Genomic DNA, 20,725 nt, shown 5'->3' on the forward strand with positions numbered 1-20,725 from the left:
CTTTTTTGAGGTACGTTGAGAAAGTCTATCAATAGGCGGGTCGGACGGAATACCCTATTTACTTTGCGAAATTTTTGTTTCCTTGCAAAAGTTATCCACTGTTTTTTTGCTTCGACATGAAAAAATTTTGGGTGTAAAATGATTCTACAAAGTTCCCCATTACCAACTTTTATTTTTTAAAGCACCATGTCAAAATCCATCGCAAAAAATATTGTAGGAGATGCAACAGCCAACAAAGGTCCAATCAAAAAAATTCAGAAACGTGATGGAGGTATTGTTCCATTCGAACTTGAACGGGTTGCGAACGCAGTCTACAAAGCGATGGTTGCGGCGGAAGAGGGGACAGAAAAAGATGCGGAATATATTGCACGAAAGGTGCATTCTGAACTTCTCAAGATCAGTAAATTGGTCAAAAACTTTGTTCCTGGTGTTGAAGCGATTCAAGATATTGTCGAAAAAGAGCTTATTTTTGAAGAGTTTGCGAAGACGGCGAAGACCTACATACTTTATAGAGAAGAGCGTGCTCGTTTGCGAAAAGTTGGTGTTGGTGTTCCCGAGAAAGTTCGCAAACTTACCGAAGAAGGAAAAAAATATTTCAAAAATCCGCTCGCAGAATTTGTATATTATCGCACCTACTCGCGTTGGATGGATGGGGAAGGACGTCGTGAGACTTGGATTGAGACCGTTGATCGTTACATGAGCTTCATGAAAGAAAATATCGGGGACAAACTCAAGGAGACTGAGTACGGCGAGCTTCGCGAAGCAATTTTAAAACAAGAAGTGATGCCATCGATGCGACTCATGTGGAGCTCGGGAAGCGCGGCGAGAAAAAATAATGTGTGCGCATATAATTGTTCATTTGTCGCTCCAACGAAGCTCCGCGATTTCGCCGAGATCATGTACCTACTCATGTCGGGCACTGGTGTCGGTTACACTGTTGAAAGTCATGTTGTGCAGCAGCTTCCGCAGATTAAACGGCAGACAGGGAAAAAATTAACAACTCACGTTGTGGATGACAGTAAGAATGGATGGGCTGATGCATATGTGCTCGGACTTGAAGCATGGTTTGATGGAATGGATGTCGAGTTTGATTATTCAAATGTGCGTCCAGCGGGAGCGCGTTTGAAGACGATGGGTGGAAAAGCGTCAGGACCCGAACCCTTGATCGCGCTCATGGAATTTTCTCGCGCAAAGATTTTAAAGAAACAAGGTCGTCGACTTTCCAACATTGATGTTCACGATATTGTTTGCAAAGTTGGTGAAGTTGTCGTTTCTGGTGGTGTCCGTCGAAGCGCACTTATCTCATTATCTGATCTTGATGACCACGAGATTCGCCATGCCAAGGATGGGCAATTCTATCTTACCGATCCACAGCGCATGATGGCGAACAATTCCGCGGTATATTGGCAGAAGCCATCCAACGCGGAATTCTTGGATGAATGGGTGTCTTTAATGAAAGCAGGTTCAGGAGAGCGGGGCATTTTTAACCGAGGATCGCTTCAAAAACAGGTTCCCGCTCGCCGATGGAAAACTCTTGAAAAAGATTGGGATACCACGGGGACCAATCCATGTGGAGAAATAGTCCTTAAATCAAAGCAATTCTGCAACCTATCCGAGATTGTGGCACGAGCCGATGATACCGAGGAATCCCTTCTCAAAAAGGCTCGATTGGCGGCGATTTTGGGAACCTACCAATCGACACTCACTAATTTCCCCTATCTTTCAAAAGAATGGAAAGAGCAATGCGACGAAGATCGTCTTCTTGGGGTGTCAATCACCGGTCAATGGGACAGCCCAGCGGTTCGTGATGCGAATGTTATGAAAAAATTGCGCGAGATGGCAGTAAAGACAAATCAAGAATATGCAAAACGTTTTAAAGTAAATCCTTCTACGTCGGTCACCTGCGTCAAGCCGTCTGGGACAGTATCTCAATTAGTTGATGCATCATCAGGAATGCATCCGCGTCACGCTCCATACTATATCCGCCGCATCAGAATTTCTTCGACTGATAATCTTTTCAAAATGCTTCAAGATCAAGGTGTACCGTATTATCCAGAAGTAGGGCAGGATCCCAAGAACGCAACGACCTATGTTTTGGAATTTCCTGTCAAAGCGCCGGCAGGTTCTATATTCAAAGATGACCAGACCGCGATCGAGCAACTTGAGTATTGGAAAATGGTGAAAGAGAATTTCACCGAACACAATCCGTCAGTCACGATTTCCGTGGGGGATAATGAATGGGTTGAGGTGGCAAACTGGCTCTATTCAAATTGGGATATGATCGGCGGGCTTTCATTTCTGCCGAGAAGCAATCACGTATATAAACTTGCGCCCTACGAGCCAATTACGAAAGAGAAATATGAAGAACTTGCAAAACGGTTCAAGCATATTGATTTCTCGAAGATCGTGACATATGAATCACAAGATGATACGCAAGGCGCGAAAGAGCTTGCATGTGTCTCGGGAGTATGCGAAGTAGATATGGCTCCGGAAGCAAGCGAGATTGCGAAGAAATAGATTGCGAAGTACTTAAAACCCCGTCACACTCGTGACGGGGTTTTAAAATTGAGAAAAGACTTCATCGAATCCGGAGGCACATTTTTTTGTTTGCAAATCTTAAAAATTATTGTATAATGTTTTAAGCCTTGTATTGGGCAGTTGCTCCGTAGGATTTATCTTATGGGGAGGAAAGTCCGAACACTCGCCAATTTTGCCTGCCACAGGCAGTTGTAAAATTAAGCGTCCCGAGTTTATCGAGGGGCTCTACCCTTCGACCAGGCTCAGGGTGCTCGATTTTGAGCCACCTGCGGTGGGCAAAATCGGCAGCAAGGTAGCGGGTAACGCCCGTCGTGCGCAACCTGCCAACTGGTAGGCTGGGCATAGAGGTGCGAGCAGAGACGCTTAGACTCGAAAGGGTTTAGGGTTCCATCGCAAGATGGAATAGCCTTGATAGTAATATCGAGGGTGAAACGGCAAAATCCTTACCCGGGTGCAAGGTCGTGTCGCTTGTGCGTAGCACAAGCAAGTTGAATGTTTGTAATGTGAAAAGTTTATAAAGCTAAACGGAAACTCTGTGCTTTATAGATTTTATGAACTTTCTTACTTTTTACTTGCTCGTGCTGCGTACGAGCGGAGTGCCGCTTGAGTCCCCCAGTAATGTGGGACCTAGATAAATAACTGCTATCTTAACTTCGGTTAAGACACAGAATTCGGCTTATAGATACAAGGTTATGAAAGGGCCCCGCGGAAACGCGGGGCCCTTCCGCAACCGAGGATTACTTTTAGTAATCCTCGGTTGCCTATCAAGAAACTAGGTTATATAATAGAGTTACTTTGTCACCATGAAATTGTCAGAATTTTTTTATTGATAAATTATTTAACACTACAAGTATGGACGAAAACACTCAAGTTCCTTTCAATACAGAAATCTCTCCAGGGGCAGAATTTAAAGAATCAAGATCAGACAAAAGCGTTTTTTCTATGCTGTTGGCCCTCGTAGTACTTTTACCGATTTTCTTTATTCCTCAATCAATACTTGAAGTAAGTAAAAGTGTGCTCATCTCAACATTTGTTATGGGATGTTTTTTCCTTTGGCTGATTGGACGCATGAAGGATGGCAGATTCGTATTTCCCAAAAGCCTCCTACTTTTATCGGGGCTCATGCTTCCTCTTGTTTTTTTTGTTTCATCGATTTTTTCTGAAGTTCCCCGTGCGTCATTTTTTGGTCTTGGATATGAAACGGGGACATTCAGCACGATTTTTATTTTATTTCTGTTCATGTTTCTCGTGTCAATTTTCTTTCAACAACAAACACGGATTTTTTATTTATATTTAGCATTTCTTGTATCATTTGCTATTGTATTTCTTTATCAAATAGGAATTATTTCATTCGCGCTGCTCTCTTGGTTACCGGAGAAATTCCTTTCTGCCGTACCGGCAAATCTCATAGGAAAGTGGACCGACTTAGCTACATTTTCCGGTCTTATTCTCATTGTGTCTCTCAGTGCATTTGAAATTATTGCGCTCCGCAAGACGCTCAAGATATTTCTATCGGTTATTATGGCACTAGCTCTCACGGTACTCATCATAATAAATTTTTCACTCCTTTGGATTATTATCGGGTTATTTTCGTTGGTTATTTCCGTTTACATGCTTTCATTTAGTTTGGGAAATGGCAAAGAAGGCACAAGTCTTACGTTGAGAAAATTTCCCATTGCGTCACTCGGAATACTTCTCTTGTCACTTATTTGTGTTCTGGGAAGTGGAATGGTGAATGATGTTCGCAGTAGAACTATCCCAATAAATATTCCAACAGAAATTATTCGTCCATCTTGGCAGGGAACTTTTGAGGTCGGAAAAAGCGCTCTGCGCGAAGATCCGATATTTGGAATTGGTCCCAATCGATTCTTAAATACATGGCTTTCTTATAAACCAAGCGAAGTTAATCAATCAACGCTTTGGGATGTGGATTTTGATTCGGGAATCGGTCTTATTCCAACATTTGCGATAACAACAGGGGCTATTGGAATCATTGCGTGGCTTTTGTTTTTAGGTCTTTTCCTCTACTGTGGGTTCACGGCGATTCTTTCGGTTGCTGTAGGGAAAATTTCACACTACCTTCTTTTCTCATCGTTTCTTGGTGCTTTATACCTTTGGATTGTTTCATTGTTTTATGTTCCCAATATCGTTATTTTTTCTTTAGCGTTTCTTATGACGGGGGTATTTATAGCGGTATTGACCGAAGCGGGAATCGGAAAGAATTATAATTTTTCATTTCTCAAAGATCCTCGCGTTGGTTTTATTTCAGTTCTTACCCTCATTCTCTTTATTGTTGGAACAGTGGCTGGCGGGTATTTCTTGTTTCAAAAATTTCTTTCTGTAGTATCTTTTCAAAAAGGGTTGATCGCTAGTCAGCGGGGGGATATAGAAAAAACCCTTGAATCAATCTCTCGTGCGATTACTCTTTCTGAATACGATGTTTATTACCGTAATCTTTCCGCAGCAAACATCGTACATTTAAAGGGAATTCTTTCTCAAGAAGGTGTATCGCAAGATACCATCAAAACGCAATTTCAGTCTGAATCTCGATATGTTATTGCTAACGCACTTCGGGCGCGCGATCTTGATCCGACCAATTATCAAAACTGGGTAGCTCTTGGTAATGCCTATGAAACACTTGCTCCATTTGGGGTAGAGGGTGCTCATGAGGAAGCAAAGAAGGCATATGACAAGGCAATCACACTTAATCCAAAAAGTCCCGCGTTACTCCTTGCTCGGGCACGTATCGATCTTGATAAAAATAAAGAAGAGTCTAAAAAATATATTGCACAAGCGCTCGCACTCAAGAGCGATTATACTGATGCAATTTTTGTTCTATCCCAAATTCAGGCAGATGAAGGAAATCTAAAAAGCGCCATAGCTTCCACAGAAGTTGCATCCGTAATTTCCCCCAACAGCATCGGAGTCTTTTTTCAGCTTGGATTCCTGCGCTACAAAAATAGGGATTGGCAAGGGGCGATATCGGCGTTTGAACGAGCACTTGAACTTTCGCCATTATATTCAAATGCACGTTATTTCCTCGGACTTTCATATGACAAATTAGGAAAGACATCTTCTGCCATTGATCAATTTAAAAAAATTCAAGAGCTCAATCCCGACAATGCTGAAGTGCGAGAAGTGCTCTTGAATCTAAGGGCGGGAAGAGACCCGTTTGAATCTCAAGCACCAACTCAAGCCCCGGAAAAAAGAACTGAACCGCCACTCAAAGATCGATAGTACAAAGAATGGTGAGCAAAATAAATCCTTACAATGGTTGAGAAGATACTTAACTTTATGAACAAAGAGTTTAGCGGTCTTCATGAAGCCGCTTTTCTTCTTGGAACGGCTGCAGTTGTCTCACAAATTCTTGCGCTTATTCGTGATCGTATCTTTGCCAACGAGTTTGGTGCGGGTGCGGCGCTTGATGTGTATTACGCCTCGTTTCGGATCCCTGATTTTATTTTTGTTTCCATTGCGTCTTTTGTTTCAGTCACCGTCCTCATTCCGTTTCTTATTAAAAAAATTGGAAATGGAGAGCAGCGCGGCAAGGATTTTCTCGACAGCGTATTTACTGTTTTTTTTACTACGATCGTTCTCGTAAGCGTTGTGGCGTTTTTTCTTATCCCCAAACTTACCGGGATGTTGTTTCCAGGGATCGAGGGATCTTCTCGAGACACACTTATTGTGTTGACAAGGATTATGCTCCTCTCGCCTATTTTGCTCGGTCTCTCAAACCTTTTAGGAAGCATCACTCAAACTGCGAGAAAGTTTTTTGTGTACGCACTTAGTCCGGTTCTCTACAATATCGGCATCATCATAGGGATACTTTGTTTTTATCCGGTATGGGGGCTTTCCGGACTTGCGTATGGTGTTGTATTGGGCGCGCTTTTCCATCTTCTTATTCAAGTTCCCACTGTTCTTCGTTTCGGATTACTCCCCACATTTTCACGCAGAATCAGTTTTTCCGAGATTAAAGATGTGGTGTACCTCTCGCTTCCGCGCACGATCGGTCTTTCGGTCAACCAAGTCGCGCTTCTCATCCTTGTCTCTCTTGCGTCGCGGATGCCGGAAGGTTCGATCGCAGTCTTTAATTTTTCACTCAACCTCCAGTCGGTGCCGCTTGCGATTGTCGGTGTCTCGTATTCGGTTGCGGCATTTCCCACACTCGCGCACCTTTTTTCTAAGAATGAAACAGAAAAATTCGTCAACAACATTGTCGCCGCCGCACGACATATTATATTCTGGTCGCTTCCTATCCTGGTACTTTTTATTGTTCTCCGCGCGCAGGTCGTCCGAACCATATTGGGTTCGGGCGCATTCAGTTGGTCTGATACGAGACTTACTGCCGCGGCGCTTGCGCTCTTCGCTGTCTCACTCGTTGCGCAGTCGCTCATCTTGCTTTTTGTGCGGGGGTATTATGCGGCAGGGAATACTAAAACGCCACTTCTCGTGAATGTCATCTCATCCGTCCTTACTGTAGTATTTGCGTATGTTCTCGTAAATATATTTGAAGCCAATTTTTTCTTTAGGCATTTTATGGAAGCCCTTCTTCGTATTGAAGATAATCCGGGGAGCATTATTATTATGCTTCCGTTTGCATATTCAGTGGGGATGATCGCAAACGCCCTTGTTCTATTCTGGTTTTTCAAAAGCGATTTCAAAAACATGCCCTCATTCTTGCGAAGAACATTTATGCATAGTTTTCTTGGGGCAGTGACCATGGGTTTTATAGCGTATCTTTTCCTTGGCCTCTTTGCTAAAATTTTTGATATCAATACTTTTTTTGGAATTTTCCTCCAGGGGCTTTTCTCCGGCGTGCTCGGCATCGTTGCGGGCGTGATAATCCTTAAACTTATAAAGAACCGGGAAGTTGAAGAAGTTGGAAAAGCGCTTCACTCCAAATTCTGGAAAGCGCGCGCTATTGCGCCGGATAAAGAGGAGCTTTAAATCTTGTAACGTGTAACCTGCAACTTGTAGCATATCGTTCCCGCACCATCTTTTTATGATTTTTATACTCACTAGCACATTTCTCATGCCTGGGCATGAGAAATGTGCTAGTGGGGGGTGTTATGATTCAGATTAAAACTTAAGCTAAAAAACTTGACAAACTGTGTGAAAGGTGTACCATTTTAACAGTTTGAGTATTGCTCGTTAACTTACTGCCACCTAGGAGGGCAAAATGAAATCAATCTGGAAGTTCCCACTTGAAGTCACCGATAACCAAACTGTCGAACTTCCTGTCGGAGCGAAAGCTTTGTCAGTGCAAGTTCAAAACGAGAAGCCTTGTTTGTGGGCTATGGTGGACACAAAAACTAAGATAGAGTCACGTGTTATTCAAATTTTTGGAACTGGGCACCCCGTATTAAACGAGGGTGATTACATCGGTACGTTTCAAATGCTCGGTGGCTCACTCGTATTCCACGCTTTCATCAAACCCAATTAATAACCCGCTCAACGAGAAAACTCGTTTCGGCGGGTTTTCTTTTTTACCACCAACCGCTTATGTGTTATGCTGTGACCTATGAATTCGTCTCAAAACATACGAAATTTCAGTATCATTGCTCACATTGATCATGGGAAAAGCACCCTTGCCGACCGGATGCTTGAGGTTACTCATACGATCGAGAAGCATAAAATGAAGGACCAAGTGCTTGATTCAATGGATCTTGAACGTGAGCGGGGAATTACCATTAAATTGCAGCCGGTGCGAATGGAACATGAAATTGATGGTACGCACTATATTTTAAATCTCATCGACACTCCGGGACACATCGACTTTTCATACGAGGTTTCCCGTGCGCTCAAGGCTGTGGAAGGGTCTCTCTTGCTGGTTGATTCAACACAAGGGGTGCAGGCGCAGACACTCACCACACTTGGTATGGCGCGTGAGCTCGGTATTGCGATTATCCCCGTGCTCACGAAGATAGATTCTCCACTCGCGCGCGTCAAGGAAGTTTCCGAGGAAGTTGCAAAACTTCTTCTCTGTGATGAAAAAGATATCATTGCAGTGTCGGGGAAAACAGGCGTGGGTGTCTCCCTACTTCTTCGCGAAATTATAAAGAAAATTCCTCCACCCAAAGACCCAAGCGTCTCTACGCAAGGCTTGCAAGGGCTTGTGTTTGACTTTGAATACTCGAATCATCGAGGCATTATTGTGTACGCACGTATTTTTAGCGGGAGTATTAAAAAAGGGGACAGCCTTCTCCTTGCATCCACAAAAGAAAAATTTATTGCGCTTGAGGTGGGTATTTTTCATCCCGACCAAAGAGAAGTGGCGGAGCTTCTTCCGGGAGAGATCGGTTATATTGTTACCGGCATAAAACAGCCGGCAGTCGCATTTGTCGGTGATACAATCACCTCACTCAAAAATCCGGAACCCGCACTATTGGGATACATGCAGCCACGACCGGTTGTGTGGGCGTCACTCTATCCTGAAAGCGAGGATGGTTTTATGTTGCTTAAGCAATCACTCTTGAGGCTCAAACTTTCTGATCCGGCACTTTCGTTTGAAGAAGAAAGTTCCGGCGCGCTGGGGAGAGGATTCCGGTGCGGGTTTTTGGGGATGCTTCATTTGGAGATCATTATGGAGCGTCTCAAGCGCGAGCATGGGCTCGAGCTTATCATGACCACCCCCTCGATTACTTATGAGATTGAGTATCCAAACGGCAAAAAAGAAATGGTATATACGCCAGTACTTTTTCCTGACGATGGGGCAATAAAGAAAATTTATGAAACATGGGTGACGGGGAAAATAATCACTCCGCCTCGATGTGTTGGCGCGATTATGCAAATACTTTTTGAACACGAAGCTGAAGTGGGCGAGTCGGAACTATTCGGCGACGATCGCACCGCAATCGGATTTCAGATGCCCTTGCGCGAGCTCATGAGGAATTTTTTCGATGATCTCAAGCGTGTGTCATCAGGGTACGCGTCGCTTTCATATGAGCTTGGTGGTTCGCGCGAAGCTGATGTGGTACGGCTTGATATCTTGGTTGCAGACGAAGTGGTACCTGCATTTTCCCGTGTTGTATCCAGACGAAAAGTAGAACAGGAAACAGAGCGAGCTGTTGAGAAACTGTATGAAGTACTGCCTCGCCAGATGTTCGTCGTCAAAATCCAAGGGAAGGCGCTCGGACGCATTATTTCCTCACGAACGCTCTCGGCGATGAAAAAAGACGTTACTGGGTATCTCTATGGAGGCGATATAACTCGAAAAATGAAACTTCGAGAGAAACAAAAGAAAGGAAAAAAGAAGATGCGCGAGCACGGAAAAGTTAATATCCCGCACGATGTATTCCTTAAAATGATGAAGGGGGATAAGGACTAGTTGAGAACGAGAAGCTGTCTCAAATTTTTACCATGCCATTGGTCTCATGTGGGGCATTAATCAGTATTAGCACCAACCAAATGCCTAGGCATTTGGTTGGTGCTAATCCGTAAGCTTATGTAGGTCTAGAAAAACGCAGGAGCGGAATAGAGGAGCACCATACTCACGATCACCATCAAAGAAATAACAGTCCAGAATATTCGTATGCGTTTTTGGAACTTTTTCTGAAATAACATGGGAGTACTATAGCACGGAGAATGTAAAAAGTAAAAAGTGGGAAGTTGAAAGTGAAACAAGGGGGTAAGGGCAATTTTTCCTTAATATACGATATATCGTATGATAAGAGAAAAATTGAATGTGATACTCAAGCAAAAATGGCAAATCATTTCTGCGGTGGTCGTCGTATAGTCCCTGCCTGCCCTGCCTACCGGCAGGCAGGCGGCAGGCAGGGCAGGCAGGTGCGTTTGTCCGCGTGCTGCTTGAATCTTTAAAAATTATCCCCAATACGTTACAATTCAATTATCCCTATGGTAAATTTACTTGAGGACTTTGTTTTACCATAGCGTCAATCTTTTACGGTAATGCTTCAGGAACAGAAAAAATTTCATCAAATCTTGTATTCGCGACCCACATTTATTTTACTTGCGGTGCTTCTTTTGGTAACGCTCAACAGTACATGGAATATTTACGAAAAAGCATCTTTAGCCCGCGAACAAAAAAATCGTCTCGAAAAAGAATTATCAGATCTTAAAACTCGCAAATTGGAACTAGAAGCAAAAATTTTAAATCTGAAGACTGAACGCGGATTAGAAGAGGAAATAAGAAGTCGATTTAATGTCGCCAAGCAGGGAGAAAGCGTTGTAGTCGTGGTGGACCCAACTTTTCCCGAAGGGACATCGACACAAAATGAATCGGGCATCAGAGGATTGTGGCATAAATTTTTGCGGTTATTTGGAGGGCAGTAATTTAAATCATGCGGGTATAGTTTAGTGGTAGAATGGCTGCTTCCCAAGCAGCAGATCGGAGTTCGATTCTCCGTACCCGCATTGGCAATCAACAAAAAACTGCTTAAAAGAGCAGTTTTTTGTTGGCCAGTGCGAGGGCAGGAAGTGCCCTACGGCACTTCCGTGGGGAATCGAACAGCGGAGTCATGTTTTTTATCAAAAAACAGACGAGCTGGTGTCCAGACCGAGGCGAGTGGCGACGAGCCGAGAGTCGCGGAAGATTCCCCGTACTCGCACCAAAATAAAGGTTCCTCGGGGCAAGCCCCGAGGAACCTTCAGATTGGTGTTTAAACAAGCGAGTAAACTGCTAATTTTTTAGATATTCCTTTCCAGCATACTGTCCACCCTCTTTGCGGTGTTAAAGAAAAAAGAAAGAATAAATAATACAACAAACACAAAAAACAGAAATTTTGCAATACCTGTCGCCGCGACTGCGATACCACCAAAGCCGAATAAAGCGGCAATAATCGCGAGTACAAAAAATGTAAGTGACCAAGAAAGCATAGTAGTAGTTGGTTAGTTATTAAATATATTGAGCTTGACTTATGCTACTATACTTCTATTAGCATGAAGAACTTATGAAAGTAATGTTTTTGTCACGTTAATTATAAGAAATAGGTAAGAATTATGCGCATAGTTCGTATCGTAAAATACATTGTTATTGTCGGAATAGTTATTTTTATATTCTCTAAATTAGGGCATCGTCCTGTTTCGAATACGTCCATTGTTCAGACCACCACGCCCCCTTCGTCTACCGTGTCAACATCTACGAAACCCATTGATGTTTCGGCGAATGATATAAAAAAAGTTGTCGACGCATGTATGCCAACGAAAGGAGATATTGCGCGCGATGCTGTCGGCTTGAGTGTGGTCGGCGTTGATGACCCCGATCTTCTTGTTGCCATCGCTGACCTTAAGGTTCCTTGGGTGCGCGCTGAATTTCCATGGAGTGTAATCGCACGCGATAGCAAGCTTTATCGATGGGATGCATATGATCGTTTTGCATCCGGACTGGCAAAGAGCAACACGCAGGCGCTTGCAGTACTTCATTATTTTCCAGAACGAATCGGCACCGCGAATTTACATTGGAACGTCGCCGCAGACGACTATGCGCAATTTGTAAAAAGCATAGTGAGGCGATACAAGGCGGGAGGGGATGCAGCGAAGCAATTTTCTTGGAAGAACGGTTACGGCATACGATACTGGGAAATTTTCAATGAACCAAATTTGCCTGGCTACGGATGGCTCACCAATAAGGCAGATCCAGGGGAAAATATTGAAAATTACGCGCTTATGTTGGCGCGAGCAAATGCCGCCATTCATGCAGAGGATCCAAACGCAGTGATTGTGCTCGGCGGACTTTCTCCAGACGGTTATCCTTATAGAGATTTTCTTGATCGACTCTATGCGCTTGGTGCAGGGAAATGTTTTGATGTGGTCGCGTTTCATCCCTATGGACGCATAGGAAAATTCAAAGAAGTTGTCGCCGATCTTCGCACACATATGGCTTCGCATGGCGATGCAACTAAACCGATTTGGTTTAATGAATTTGGAACCGACAATCAAAAGAACGTAGCAACCATGCTTACGACGGCATTTAATGAGCGCTCTGCTACGGACGGCATTTTTTGGTTTACGCTAAAAAATTTCAAGCGAATCGGGTATGACTTCGGTCTCATTAGCTACAAAGGCGAACGACGAGATAGTTATCAAACATTCAAAAGCTTGATGACAAAACTTCCACAACATTAAAAAGCGCGCAACAAAGTCCGTGTATGGTTATTAGGGAAAGTCTAGATTTGTTTTAAAAAAGCCAATAAAAATCTACACTATTTTTTTCTTAAGTTCTTTTATTTCTTCTTTGAGGTTGATCATTGCCAACTCACGACCAATCATGAATGCATTGAGTTTTTCAAGTTCCGTATTCTTTTCTTTTAGTTCTCCTTGTTGTTTTAGTAGATTTCCATTGAGTTCACCTAAATCAGCCTTAGCTTTTATGAGTGCCATACGCTCGTGTTCTTCCGTAGTAATATCTCTGAATGTAACAATACCCCCTGTTAGTTCGCCACCTTTTTCTATAATAGGAGTTACAACAAATAATACGGGGAACCGGCGTTTTTTTGAAGCCGTAAAAAGATATACGATTTGTTTTTTATGAGCAGGCAAAAAAGGTTTCTTGCCCTCAATTACAGTTTTATAAATCTCACCTTCTGCAAACTCCTCTCCATTTTCTAAGACAAGGTTAAATAAACCATCGATTGGTTGACCTAAGGCCTCAACACTTAATATACCAATGAGAAATATGGTATAGGGATTAACATAGGTTGTTTTTCCTTCCGTGTTGAATACCGCAACACCTTGCGGAATCGACGAGAGTATCCGCATGGGGTCAATTTCTGTCATGTTTTTAGAATTAAATTAGCCCTAGAGTGTTCAAGGATTAAAACGACATAAAAACCATCAACATGTTTCTTTGTTCCTGTAATTTTTATGCGCTATCTGAAATCAGAGAAATACACTTTGATTCCATTTCTTCAGACATGGTTTGCACATTGTGTGCTAGTGCCGCATGTTCTTTGGTTTTTACCATAACTTCTTCGTTCGTTTCTCCTTTAAATTCTTGATCACAATCAATTCCAGCGTCTTTGCATTTAAATACTTTTACCATAATTTATAAATTTACACAGTTGCTAATAAAAACTTCTTTAATAGTACATCACATGGTATGTATTGCAAATGCGGATTTCATTTCAGGCAGAGAACTGTCTGCTTCGTGGGCGAGGTCAATTCTGATGCAAATCAAATTTGGAGCAAACACAAAGGCAAATACAAAGGAAAGTCCTTTGTATTTTATATTTTAGGCGTTCTTTTTTTGTAAAACACCATACCGCAATCGCAATTTATTTTTGACATAAGCGCCCAAGCGTGATAAAATATTTAGCTTATTGGGGCTTTTTTGCTTGCATAGAATTTGCGTCACGGTAGTCCCCGCAAAACACAAAATTAATAAGATGATTAAAAAATCTATAGCACTGGTCCGAGAAGATACGTTTCTTAAAAATAACGTTATTTTTTTTCTGGGTTCGATCGTGATAGCTTTTTTAAATTACCTCTATCATCCGATCATGAGCCGGCTCTTGACGGTCGAAGAATTCGGTGAAGTGCAAACAATTTTTTCACTCGTTTTCCTCTCGGGAGTTGTGATGACGGTGTTTAATCGGATCGTGCTCCACATTGCGTCAAACAGCGAGCACGACGGTCTTCCCGGAGAAAGAGCTCTTATATCCAACGCCGCTTCCATTCCCGGCCTCTACACCGCCGCGCTCGCCGTACAGCTTCCTTTTGTTTTTTTTCTCGTTATTGCAAGCCCCGCCATTTCACGATTTTTTGCTTTTGAAACGTCGTGGAGTTTTTCTGTATTTGCAGTGGCTCTCCTGTTGACCGTGCCTGCTACTTTTTATGGAGCGTACCTCCAGGGGAAAAGTGAGTTTATGGCATTATCGTTATCGCAAGCCATCTCTGCGGGAGGCAAACTCGCTCTCGCAATCCTTTTGGTTGTTCTCGGGATGGGCGTTTTTGGTGCCATAGGGGCTCTTGCTATCGCATCTTTCATCGCAATTTTATACATGCGATCGAGATCCAAAGGATTCGCACTTTCTCTTGTTTCTTTTAAGCAGATGGTATATGCCATCAAAAAAGAAATCTCTTACGGTATCCTTATTTTGCTCTCCCTGGGGCTGGTAACATTTCTCTATTCTGCTGATGTTCTGGTGATCAAACGCCTTTTTAGTCCCGAAGTCGCAGGAATGTATAGTGGCGTTGCAACCATTGCAAGGATCATTTTTTTTGGCACTGCTTCGGTCGGTGCGGTACTCCTTTCTTCTATAAAGATACACAATACGGCAGAGCAAAATCGCACAATCCTAAAAAAGGGATTTCTCTATGTAGGTGTTCTCGGCGGGGGAGCGTTTCTCATATTTGCGCTTTTCCCTGCACAGATCATCACCCTTCTTATTGGAGCAAAATATGCCCCCCTCGCGTACCTTCTTCCTCTTTTTTCACTCTCTTCACTCCTCGTCTCTTTCCTTAGTTTGTTTGTAACCTACCTCCTCGCCTTGCGTTCCAGGGCGCTTATTCCGGTATCTGTGGTAGGATTCATTGCTGTTTTTGTACTCATCGCCACAAATCACAGCACTCCCGGGACCATCGTGTTTGATTTTGCCGCAAGTACGGCATTCACGCTTGTGCTCCTCGCGTCATCACTTCATTTTTTTAAAAAAAGCATTTAGAAAACATTATGAGAAAAATAGATAAAAAAATATCAATCATCATTCCTGTTCACGACGAAGAGGCGAATATCCCCCTAGTGTATGCGGAGCTTGTGCGAGTGTTTGCCGCACTTCCATATTTTTACGAAATAATTTTTATTGACGATGGAAGCAAAGATGCTTCGCGTGAAGCAGTCAAGTCGCTTGCGCAAAGCGATTCGTCTGTGCGCTTGATCGAATTTTCTCGTAACTTTGGCAAAGAGGCCGCCACAACAGCCGGCTTTCATCACGCACTGGGTGATGCGATTATCTGTATTGATGCCGATCTCCAGCACCCGCCAGCACTTATTCCAAAATTCATTCGACTATGGGAAGAGGGTGCCGAAATCGTTTTTGGCGTACGTAATAATAATGCAAGCGACTCATTCATAAAAAAAATGGGTTCCGCGCTCTATTACAAGATCATACGGCTCATGTCTGAGACCGAGATACTGCCACGTGCAACAGATTTTCGCCTGCTCGATCGCAGTGTTGTTCTTGAGTTCAATCGCCTTACGGAGCACAGTCGCATGACGCGCGGACTCATTGACTGGCTGGGCTTTCGCCGTGTGCCCGTTTACTTTGATGCTCCGGAGCGTCTCGTTGGTGAAGCATCGTATGGTTTTTTGAAACTGATGCGACTGGCCACCGAAAGTGTCATTTCCCATAGTCTCCTGCCGCTCCGCCTCGCAGGATATATTGGCGTAGTCATCATGATTCTCTCCAGTATTCTCGGAACAGTCATGTTTGTTGACCGCTATATAGTTTCATTGAATTTCAACTTTTCCGGGCCCGCCATCCTTGCTGACATCACTCTTTTCCTTGTAGGAATTGTCCTTGTTTCGCTTGGACTTCTCGCATACTACATCGGCCATATTCATACCGAGACACAGAATAGACCGCTTTATATTGTGCGCAGGGATCACAAAAAATAAATATGAAAATTCTATGGTTCAGTTGGAAAGATAAACGCCATCCGCTGGCGGGGGGAGCAGAAGTGGTGACCGATGCCATACTCTCACGACTCGTAAAGGATGGACATGAGGCGACGCTCCTCACCTCCGGCTATGCTGGCGCGAGCGGGGAAGATATGGTAAACGGCTATCGAGTCATTCGTGTCGGTGGGAGAGCAAGTGTCTATTGGCATGCATTTCGCTACTACCGCGTACATTTAAAGGGTGTGCATGATCTTGTTGTTGAAGAAATAAATACCATCCCATTTTTTACCCCGTGGTACGTACAAGGGAAGCGCGCGCTCTTTTTTCATCAGCTCGCGCGGGAGATATGGTTTTATCAAATATTTTTTCCGCTTTCGCTCGCGGGCTATTGTATTGAACCTTTCTATTTGAGACTACTCTCCAAAGAACGCGTGATCACTATTTCAGAAAGTACCAAGCGCGATCTCGCGCGCTATGGTTTCAAGAAAGAGAACATTTCAATTATAAGCGAGGGGATAGATATAAAGCCTGTGGAACGTCTCGAGAGTATAAAAAAGACTGCAATACCAACAGTTCTTTCGCTCGGAGCTGTTCGTCCCATGAAGCGCACCCTTGATATTGTCCGTGGATTTGAGATTATAAAGGCTCATACCCCCGAGGTGAAACTCGTGATTGCGGGCGACATGGCGGGGAAGTATGGAAAAAAGGTATTACGAGAAATTGCAAACAGTAACTACAAAGATGACATTGAAGTTTTGGGAAAAGTTTCGCGTCAAGAAAAAATTCGACTGATGCAAGAAGCGCATGTTCTTGCAGTTGCTTCCCTCAAAGAAGGGTGGGGACTTGTCGTTACCGAGGCAAATAGCCAAGGCACTCCGGCGGTGGTATATGATGTGGATGGTCTGCGCGATTGCGTGCGTGATGGCGTGACGGGACTCCATACAAAAGAGAATACTCCCCAAGCTCTTGCCGAGGCGATCATGAAAATGCTTGAAGAAAAGGAAGCGCATGAAACCATGCGCCAAAACGCATGGGAGTGGTCAAAAACCATTACGTTTGAAAAGCAATATCAGAATTTTTTAGAAATAATAAAAAAATAAATATGAAAAAATATTTAGCCCAAATATATACAAATGCGAGGCTGATGAATGACGAACTTGTTTCAGAAACCCTGAGGAGATTTGGTCCCTTTGAGTCACTTTTAGATGTTGGGTGCTGGGATGGTGTGCTCACACTTAACTATGCAAAAGCGGCTGGTGCGAAAAAAATATATGGAATAGAGGTTGTAAAAGAGAAAAGCGATGAAGCAGAAAAAAGGGGAATCAAGTGCTTCTCCTTAAAAGCAGATCAAGATATATGGCCGTTCAAAGACGGGTCACTTGATTGTGTTGTTTCAAATCAGGTAATCGAGCACCTATCGGACGTTGATCATTTTTTAGGTGAAGCATCTCGAGTACTCAGAAAGGGTGGTGTCTTGGTAACCAGTACAAATAATCTTGCAAGTTGGCATAATATTTTCGCACTATTTTTTGGTTGGGCTCCATTTGATCTCACCAACAGTTCAAAGGTGACATTAGGTATAGGGAATCCTGTTGCTGTTCATCGAGCAGAAAAAACAGAAATTTCAAGTTGGACACATAAGTGTATTTATACACCACGCTGGTTGTTTGAGTGGCAAGAACAATTTGGACTGTCTAAGCTAAATCACTTTGGATCGGGGTTTTACCCACTTCCTGCGAGTGTCGGGAATATTTTTAAGAATCATGCGGCGTTCATGATAATTGCAACAATAAAAAAATAATGAAAGACTCGCTCGTATCAGTCATTATCCCCACAAAAAATTCTTCTCAATTTCTCGAGGCGTGTCTTTCGTCTATCAAAAACCAGACCTATAAAAACATTGAGATTATTGTTGTCGATAATAATTCAACAGACAATACGAAAGCGATTGCAAAGAAATACACTGATAAAGTTTACAATCAAGGTCCGGAGCGTAGTGCGCAAGTTAATTATGGAGTATCTCAAGCTACTGGAGAATATGTCTACAAGGTGGATTCTGATTTTGTGCTTGACCCTCAAGTGGTTGAGCAGTGTGTGAGAAAAGCAGGGGACGGTTACGAAGCAATTGTCGTTCATAATTCCCCCGATGTGCGTGTGAGCTGGATCGCAAAGATTCGAAAGTTTGAAGTCGACATGTATAAATATGACATAACACATTCGTCAGCTCGTTTTGTTCGCAAAGATGTTTATGAAAAAATTGGCGGGTTTAATTCGGCTATTACCGCAGGAGAGGACTACGATTTCCAAAATAAACTCAATCGTGGCGGTTTCAAAACGGGTTTCATTGACGCAGAAGCGCTCCACCTCGGCGAACCGACAAATTTCTGGAAACACATGATGAAATATTATCACTATGGAAAGGATTTTGTGAACTATAAAAAAGAAAACAGCGAAGAAGCAAAGGAGCAATTAAGCTTTGGACGTGGTGTGTACTTTAAAAACTGGGCGAAGTTTGTTCGTCATCCGATGCTGGGCGCGGGTTTTATTTTTTATAGCTTGTTTAAGTTTGGATTTGGGGGGTTTGGATATGTGATTACAAGATTGCGTGAATAGTTCACTTTCTAGGATCTTCTTTTTTGCACTGTTAATATTATTTTTTATAGATATTCATGAACATAATTAATTTTTTCTTAAAGACTAACCTCGAAAAATCCTTCATCATAGGATATTATGGAGGGTTAAATTTTGGAGACGAGTTACTTCTTGAGGTTATCCTAAATCTGTTAAAAAATAACGGGGTAAAAGATATATCTTTTTATTATACTTCTCCGGAAATATATTCACACTATCACCATGATTTTGGATATAAAAAAATACCAGCAACTCCACTGGATATGCTAAAAGAGGTTTTTAAGTGCAAAAATATAATCATTGGCGGTGGTGGGTTGTGGGGGCTTGATTTTAACAAAAATATCGCGCTATTAAGTCTAATATTATTTTTCGCAAAATACTTTCTCAGGAAAAAAATATACTTGATCGGAGTTGGTTATTATCTATCAACCACAAAACTTGGTAGGTTCGCAGGGTGGTTAGCCGGATTTTCCAGCGATATCATCATTGCGAGAGACAATGAAACATTTAGAAATTTTAGCAGAGTATCAAGAAATATTTTCATAGACAACGATATCGTCTTTAATTTCCACGAATTAGATGAGAAGTTATACACGAGTGACGTGGATGAATTAAAAAAAGAAGTAGATATTTCTGAGAAAACCATCTTCATCACTACCAGAAGATTTTCTGGGGATAAGTATGCAAGCTTTAAGGAAGAGATTCAAAAATTTATTGAAAAAAATACAGATAAAAAAATCATTATGGCCCTGTTTGAGGCTAAAATAGTTGATAAGGAGGGCTATAATTTTTTCCTGGATGTTTCAAAGAAATATAAAAATATTACTGTGGTGGATTTTCATTATAATCCCGTAGCTTTGTTGTTTCTCTTCAGTTATCACCATAAGAATATAGCTATGATTTCTCCTCAATTTCATGGGCAACTCGTTGCACACCTAACTGGTGCATCTTTTTTGCCAATTAGCTATGATAATAAAAATAGTGAACTTTTTAAATCAATTGGAATAAAATATTTTTTTGATATAAAAAATGTTTCCTATTTTGATATGCAGAATTTTATCAATCATTTTTACGAATGATTGATTTTAGGAGAAATGTTTACACGTATTCCTAAGGGGATAAATTCATAAATAAGCATGAAACAACTATTTATTAGCAATGCAGATTTTGTATTACCGCTCAACGGAATTGACTATTTACTCCGACACTTTTTCCTTTGGTCTGATAATACCAGTGCTCTCTCGCTGGACGGTATTTTAAGATTATTTTCTAAATCTGAAACATTGCTTTTTTTCTGGCTTACCAACAGCGCGTTACTTACAGGGTATTTTTATATTGCGTTCGTTCTTATATTTTGTGGTATCAGTATATATACATTTTTGAAAAGATTTTTAAATGTACCAAAATATCCCGCAATGGTCGGTGCCTTGGTGTTTCTTATAAACCCGGCCTTTCTTGGTAACTACTCTAAAATCGGGCTTATTTTGTCTGCTTCTGCGTTACCACTTGCATTGGTATGCTTAAAGTCGTTCTTAGCAACACAAAGATTTAAATATCTTATATACATCATTCTATTATTAAACTTATCTTTGCTTCATCCCTTCACGTTTATTGTAAACACTTTTGTGTTGGTTGTATACGTAGTATATCACTACAAAAAAGTTTTGAACTATCAAGGTATTGTAAGAATTTTTACAGCAGGTTTGCTTTTTTTGCTACTTTCTCTCTACTTCGTACTTCCCCTTATAAGCTTAGGGACTGTAAGCAAGGACTCTATTCAAAATACATTCACAAGGGGTGGAGAAGCTGTTGATTATACACAAATAGTGGATGTTGCTAGTGCCGGGGGGTATGTGAATGGGCTTGCTCTTTCTAAGGATGTTTTTTTAGATTTTGATTTTTACTCCGATAAAAGTCAAGCTATTTTTTATTTTAGCAACTATCTTCTGCTCATATTCATAGTTAGCTTTTTCTTGTTTG

17 protein-coding genes and 1 tRNA gene are annotated in these 20,725 nt (G+C 42.1%); 15 read left to right on the top strand and 3 right to left on the bottom strand.

The annotated features are described in order from the left end of the window. Window positions 1–186: 186 nt before the first annotated feature. From Q7S11_04615 to Q7S11_04645, 7 genes are all read left to right on the top strand, one after another. A complete protein-coding gene (locus Q7S11_04615; GenBank protein ID MDO8573010.1) occupies window positions 187–2,517 on the top strand; it encodes an ATP cone domain-containing protein in 2,331 nt (776 codons plus the stop codon). 873 nt (window positions 2,518–3,390) lie between these two features. Then, complete coding sequence (locus tag Q7S11_04620; GenBank protein ID MDO8573011.1) at window positions 3,391–5,775, top strand: tetratricopeptide repeat protein; 2,385 nt, start codon at window positions 3,391–3,393, stop codon at window positions 5,773–5,775. A gap of 57 nt (window positions 5,776–5,832) precedes the next feature. Beyond that, entirely contained in the window at window positions 5,833–7,485 is a 1,653-nt protein-coding gene (gene murJ, locus Q7S11_04625; GenBank protein ID MDO8573012.1) for a murein biosynthesis integral membrane protein MurJ, read from the top strand. Window positions 7,486–7,717: 232 nt separating this feature from the next. After that, window positions 7,718–7,981: a hypothetical protein gene (locus tag Q7S11_04630; protein MDO8573013.1), complete on the top strand. Its 264-nt coding sequence runs from the start codon at window positions 7,718–7,720 to the stop codon at window positions 7,979–7,981. 78 nt (window positions 7,982–8,059) lie between these two features. Then, window positions 8,060–9,865, top strand: coding sequence for a translation elongation factor 4 (lepA, locus tag Q7S11_04635; protein ID MDO8573014.1), 1,806 nt, complete (start codon window positions 8,060–8,062; stop codon window positions 9,863–9,865). Window positions 9,866–10,446: 581 nt separating this feature from the next. Continuing rightward, window positions 10,447–10,830, top strand: a complete 384-nt coding sequence (locus tag Q7S11_04640; GenBank protein MDO8573015.1) for a septum formation initiator family protein — start codon at window positions 10,447–10,449, stop codon at window positions 10,828–10,830. 10 nt (window positions 10,831–10,840) lie between these two features. Beyond that, window positions 10,841–10,911: transfer RNA gene (locus Q7S11_04645), tRNA-Gly, on the top strand. Window positions 10,912–11,184: 273 nt separating this feature from the next. Here the strand turns inward: Q7S11_04645 and Q7S11_04650 are convergent. After that, complete coding sequence (locus Q7S11_04650) at window positions 11,185–11,373, bottom strand: DUF1328 family protein (protein ID MDO8573016.1); 189 nt, start codon at window positions 11,371–11,373, stop codon at window positions 11,185–11,187. A gap of 123 nt (window positions 11,374–11,496) precedes the next feature. Between Q7S11_04650 and Q7S11_04655 the strand changes: the two genes are divergently transcribed. After that, window positions 11,497–12,621: a glycosyl hydrolase gene (locus Q7S11_04655; GenBank protein ID MDO8573017.1), complete on the top strand. Its 1,125-nt coding sequence runs from the start codon at window positions 11,497–11,499 to the stop codon at window positions 12,619–12,621. Window positions 12,622–12,693: 72 nt separating this feature from the next. On the opposite strand, the gene Q7S11_04660 is transcribed toward Q7S11_04655, so the two are convergent. Then, on the bottom strand, window positions 12,694–13,272 hold the full coding sequence (locus Q7S11_04660; GenBank protein ID MDO8573018.1) for a PAS domain-containing protein: 579 nt from the start codon (window positions 13,270–13,272) through the stop codon (window positions 12,694–12,696). Between the two features lie 85 nt (window positions 13,273–13,357). Beyond that, window positions 13,358–13,537 (bottom strand): DUF1059 domain-containing protein, encoded by a 180-nt coding sequence (locus Q7S11_04665; GenBank protein MDO8573019.1) that lies wholly within the window; start codon window positions 13,535–13,537, stop codon window positions 13,358–13,360. 343 nt (window positions 13,538–13,880) lie between these two features. On the opposite strand from Q7S11_04665, the gene Q7S11_04670 reads away from it, so the two are divergent. The 7 genes from Q7S11_04670 to Q7S11_04700 form a co-directional block, all read left to right on the top strand. Then, a complete protein-coding gene (locus Q7S11_04670; GenBank protein ID MDO8573020.1) occupies window positions 13,881–15,158 on the top strand; it encodes an oligosaccharide flippase family protein in 1,278 nt (425 codons plus the stop codon). Between the two features lie 8 nt (window positions 15,159–15,166). Beyond that, the gene (locus tag Q7S11_04675; protein MDO8573021.1) at window positions 15,167–16,111 is read left to right on the top strand and encodes a glycosyltransferase family 2 protein; all 945 of its coding nucleotides are present in this window, start codon (window positions 15,167–15,169) and stop codon (window positions 16,109–16,111) included. Between the two features lie 2 nt (window positions 16,112–16,113). Then, on the top strand, window positions 16,114–17,214 hold the full coding sequence (locus Q7S11_04680) for a glycosyltransferase family 4 protein (GenBank protein ID MDO8573022.1): 1,101 nt from the start codon (window positions 16,114–16,116) through the stop codon (window positions 17,212–17,214). A 2-nt stretch (window positions 17,215–17,216) separates the two neighbouring features. Then, on the top strand, window positions 17,217–17,915 hold the full coding sequence (locus Q7S11_04685) for a class I SAM-dependent methyltransferase (GenBank protein MDO8573023.1): 699 nt from the start codon (window positions 17,217–17,219) through the stop codon (window positions 17,913–17,915). Continuing rightward, entirely contained in the window at window positions 17,915–18,727 is an 813-nt protein-coding gene (locus Q7S11_04690; GenBank protein MDO8573024.1) for a glycosyltransferase family 2 protein, read from the top strand. Before Q7S11_04685 ends, Q7S11_04690 begins: the two co-directional genes overlap by 1 nt. A gap of 56 nt (window positions 18,728–18,783) precedes the next feature. Next, window positions 18,784–19,824: a polysaccharide pyruvyl transferase family protein gene (locus Q7S11_04695; protein ID MDO8573025.1), complete on the top strand. Its 1,041-nt coding sequence runs from the start codon at window positions 18,784–18,786 to the stop codon at window positions 19,822–19,824. A gap of 57 nt (window positions 19,825–19,881) precedes the next feature. Further along, a partial coding sequence (locus Q7S11_04700; GenBank protein ID MDO8573026.1) for a hypothetical protein occupies window positions 19,882–20,725 on the top strand: 844 nt, incomplete at its 3' end.

The organism is bacterium (assembly GCA_030648955.1).
Classification (GTDB): domain Bacteria; phylum Patescibacteriota; class Minisyncoccia; order Phycocordibacterales; family JAUSHB01; genus JAUSHB01.

Excerpts from the sequence above, each read along its gene's own strand:
- lepA (MDO8573014.1), top strand. The coding sequence starts at position 8,060 with ATGAATTCGTCTCAAAACATACGAAATTTCAGTATCATTGCTCACATT.
- Q7S11_04695 (MDO8573025.1), top strand. The coding sequence starts at position 18,784 with ATGAACATAATTAATTTTTTCTTAAAGACTAACCTCGAAAAATCCTTC.
- Q7S11_04670 (MDO8573020.1), top strand. The coding sequence starts at position 13,881 with ATGATTAAAAAATCTATAGCACTGGTCCGAGAAGATACGTTTCTTAAA.
- Q7S11_04680 (MDO8573022.1), top strand. The coding sequence starts at position 16,114 with ATGAAAATTCTATGGTTCAGTTGGAAAGATAAACGCCATCCGCTGGCG.
- Q7S11_04620 (MDO8573011.1), top strand. The coding sequence starts at position 3,391 with ATGGACGAAAACACTCAAGTTCCTTTCAATACAGAAATCTCTCCAGGG.
- Q7S11_04615 (MDO8573010.1), top strand. The coding sequence starts at position 187 with ATGTCAAAATCCATCGCAAAAAATATTGTAGGAGATGCAACAGCCAAC.
- Q7S11_04655 (MDO8573017.1), top strand. The coding sequence starts at position 11,497 with ATGCGCATAGTTCGTATCGTAAAATACATTGTTATTGTCGGAATAGTT.
- Q7S11_04640 (MDO8573015.1), top strand. The coding sequence starts at position 10,447 with ATGCTTCAGGAACAGAAAAAATTTCATCAAATCTTGTATTCGCGACCC.
- Q7S11_04690 (MDO8573024.1), top strand. The coding sequence starts at position 17,915 with ATGAAAGACTCGCTCGTATCAGTCATTATCCCCACAAAAAATTCTTCT.
- murJ (MDO8573012.1), top strand. The coding sequence starts at position 5,833 with ATGAACAAAGAGTTTAGCGGTCTTCATGAAGCCGCTTTTCTTCTTGGA.
- Q7S11_04650 (MDO8573016.1), bottom strand. The coding sequence starts at position 11,373 with ATGCTTTCTTGGTCACTTACATTTTTTGTACTCGCGATTATTGCCGCT.
- Q7S11_04685 (MDO8573023.1), top strand. The coding sequence starts at position 17,217 with ATGAAAAAATATTTAGCCCAAATATATACAAATGCGAGGCTGATGAAT.
- Q7S11_04660 (MDO8573018.1), bottom strand. The coding sequence starts at position 13,272 with ATGACAGAAATTGACCCCATGCGGATACTCTCGTCGATTCCGCAAGGT.
- Q7S11_04675 (MDO8573021.1), top strand. The coding sequence starts at position 15,167 with ATGAGAAAAATAGATAAAAAAATATCAATCATCATTCCTGTTCACGAC.
- Q7S11_04630 (MDO8573013.1), top strand. The coding sequence starts at position 7,718 with ATGAAATCAATCTGGAAGTTCCCACTTGAAGTCACCGATAACCAAACT.
- Q7S11_04665 (MDO8573019.1), bottom strand. The coding sequence starts at position 13,537 with ATGGTAAAAGTATTTAAATGCAAAGACGCTGGAATTGATTGTGATCAA.